This window comes from Xenorhabdus koppenhoeferi (genome assembly GCF_900116635.1).
GTDB classification, from domain to species: Bacteria; Pseudomonadota; Gammaproteobacteria; order Enterobacterales; family Enterobacteriaceae; genus Xenorhabdus; species Xenorhabdus koppenhoeferi.
In genome coordinates this window covers 1-2,634 of sequence record NZ_FPBJ01000077.1, presented here as the reverse complement: position 1 = coordinate 2,634, position 2,634 = coordinate 1, and the positions used below count along the sequence as shown (strand labels likewise).

The following is a 2,634-nucleotide window of genomic DNA, read 5'->3' as shown; positions in this document are numbered from 1 at the left end:
GGGCACTATGATGCCGGAAATCTGAGAGACTCCACACCTCTCCCTTCATCAGTCCTGCTCCGGAGCAAATAGTTGGGATGCGTTCATCTCATTCCTCTTACAAAACTCATGTCAGATGGAATATTATATAGTTCATGAAATTACATAACATTTCAGGTTAATAAAACATCAAATATCAGCATATTAATAATATTTATTAACGGCGGTGTTGTTACTGAAATGATTGATTAAATATCAATAAGTATGTTGTAATTAAAAAAGGTTATTTCACCTGAGTTATCTCAATCAGAAATGATGAATTCTACTTCATGTTCGTTCCCTGCAAGAAAAAATAAATTCCACCTCTATAAATGTCGAATTATTGATCTCATGCCACAGTTTTTCCTGTTTTGATAAGATGTTACTTGCCCCATACCCTCGATTCGCGTAAAACTGTTATCTAAAATTATTGATAATAACTCCATACTCTCCAGATATTATGTTTCAAAATAATCCGCTGCTTGCACAGCTAAAACAGCAACTTCACGCACAGACCACCCGCGTAGAAGGTTTAGTTAAAGGAACTGAAAAAGGCTTTGGATTTTTAGAAGTCGATGGCCAAAAAAGTTATTTCATTCCGCCTCCCTATATGAAAAAAGTCATGCACGGTGACCGAATTACCGCTGCTATCCATACAGATAAAGAAAAAGAAATCGCTGAACCAGAAGCCCTGATTGAGCCATTCCTGACCCGCTTTGTTGGAAGGATCCAGAAGAAAGAAAACGATAATCGTCTATGGATCGTTCCTGACCATCCACTATTAAAAGACTCTATTCTGTGCCGCCCTGCCAGCCAAGTTACCCATACTTTCGAAAATGGCGATTGGACTGTTGCTGAGATGCGCCGCCACCCACTGAAAGGTGAGCGCGGGTTTTATGCCGAAGTTACGGGTTACATTACTAAAGGTGATGACCATTATGCTCCGTGGTGGGTAACGCTGACTCGCCATAGTCTGGAGCGTGAAGCTCCAGCCATGACAAATTGTCAGTTAGATGATGATTCTATCAAACGCCTTGATCTTACTTCTTTCGATTTTGTCACTATCGACAGTGCAACAACTGAAGATATGGACGATGCTCTGCATATCTCCAAAAATGATGATGGCAGCCTGAAATTGTCTATCGCTATTGCGGACCCAACAGCTTATATCAAAGCTGGCAGTGAATTAGATAAGATTGCCTATCAGCGTAGTTTCACTAACTACCTGCCCGGCTTTAATATCCCAATGCTCCCGCGTGAACTATCAGATGATTTATGTTCGCTGCGCCCGAATGTCCGCCGCCCTGCTCTGGTTTGTCAGGTTTCTATTCTGGAAGATGGTCAATTAGGGGATGACATTCAATTCTTCGCGGCTTGGGTAGAATCGAAATTCAAACTGGTTTATGACGAAGTTTCTGATTGGTTAGACGGTCAAGAAAGCTGGAAACCCGAATCTGCGGCTGTGACTACTCAAATCACTCTGTTGAAAGAAATGTGTGACCGCCGAAATAACTGGCGTCAGCAACATGCCCTGGTTTTCAAGGAACGACCAGATTATCGCTTTATTCTGGATGAAGGCGGCAATGTTGTTGATATCGTTATTGAGCAACGCCGTTCGGCTAACCGCATCGTTGAAGAAGCCATGATCACCGCGAATCTGTGCGCAGCCAGGATCTTGCGGGATAAGTTAGGTTTTGGTATTTATAATGTCCACACAGGCTTTGAATCCACTCATATCAATCAAGTCGTTGAAGTGATTAAAGAAAATGGTATTGAAGCTAATGCCGAAGCATTATTGCAATTAGAAGGTTTCTGCAAATTGCGTCGTGAGTTGGATAAGCAACCTACACAATTCTTAGATAGCCGCATCCGTCGTTTCCAGACTTTCGCAGAAATTAAAACAGAACCAGGCCCACATCTTGGACTGGGTTTTGATGCTTACGCTACTTGGACATCCCCTATCCGGAAATATAGCGATATTATCAACCATCGACTGCTAAAAGCGATTATCCAACAGGTTGAAGCAGAAAAACCAACTGAAGAAATTTGTTTGCAATTAACAGATCGCCGACGAGCAAATCGCCTGGCTGAGCGCGATGTCGGTGACTGGCTCTATGCACGTTTCTTACACGTTCATGCCGGTACAGACAAAACATTCCCGGCAGAAATTATTGATATTACGCGTGGCGGCCTGCGTGTTCGTCTGGTTGATAATGGTGCCATCACTTTTGTACCCGGGCCATTCTTGCATGCCGTTCGTGACGAACTACAATGCAGCCAAGAAACAGGTTCCGTATTAATCAAAGGTGAAACTGCTCACCGCTTAAATGACATCATCAATGTCCGTATTGAAGAAGTCAGAATGGAAACCCGTAATATCGTAGCCCGTCCTGTAAGTTAATGTTACAGGTATTAGTTGTTACTTATTTTACTCAGCCAGATAACAAAATAGTCCGCGCCTGTTCCGATGTGCTGGCTGCGGCCGCACATCGCACATATATAGCAGAATCATAATACTGTGTCATAATACCTAAATCCCAATGACAAGGTAGAATTGAGATGGGTTACAGTCTAGATTTTCGAAGAAGAGTACTGGCATACAAAGACAAGCATGCA

Annotated in this window: 1 protein-coding gene; it reads left to right on the top strand. The window is 42.6% G+C overall.

Translation table 11 applies throughout. The features are described from left to right. Positions 1-478: 478 nt before the first annotated feature. Complete coding sequence (locus tag BM329_RS14090) at positions 479-2,419, top strand: exoribonuclease II (protein ID WP_092554417.1); 1,941 nt, start codon at positions 479-481, stop codon at positions 2,417-2,419. Positions 2,420-2,634: the final 215 nt, after the last annotated feature.

Coding starts and splice junctions, on each gene's coding strand:
- BM329_RS14090 (WP_092554417.1), top strand. CDS start 479: ATGTTTCAAAATAATCCGCTGCTTGCACAGCTAAAACAGCAACTTCAC.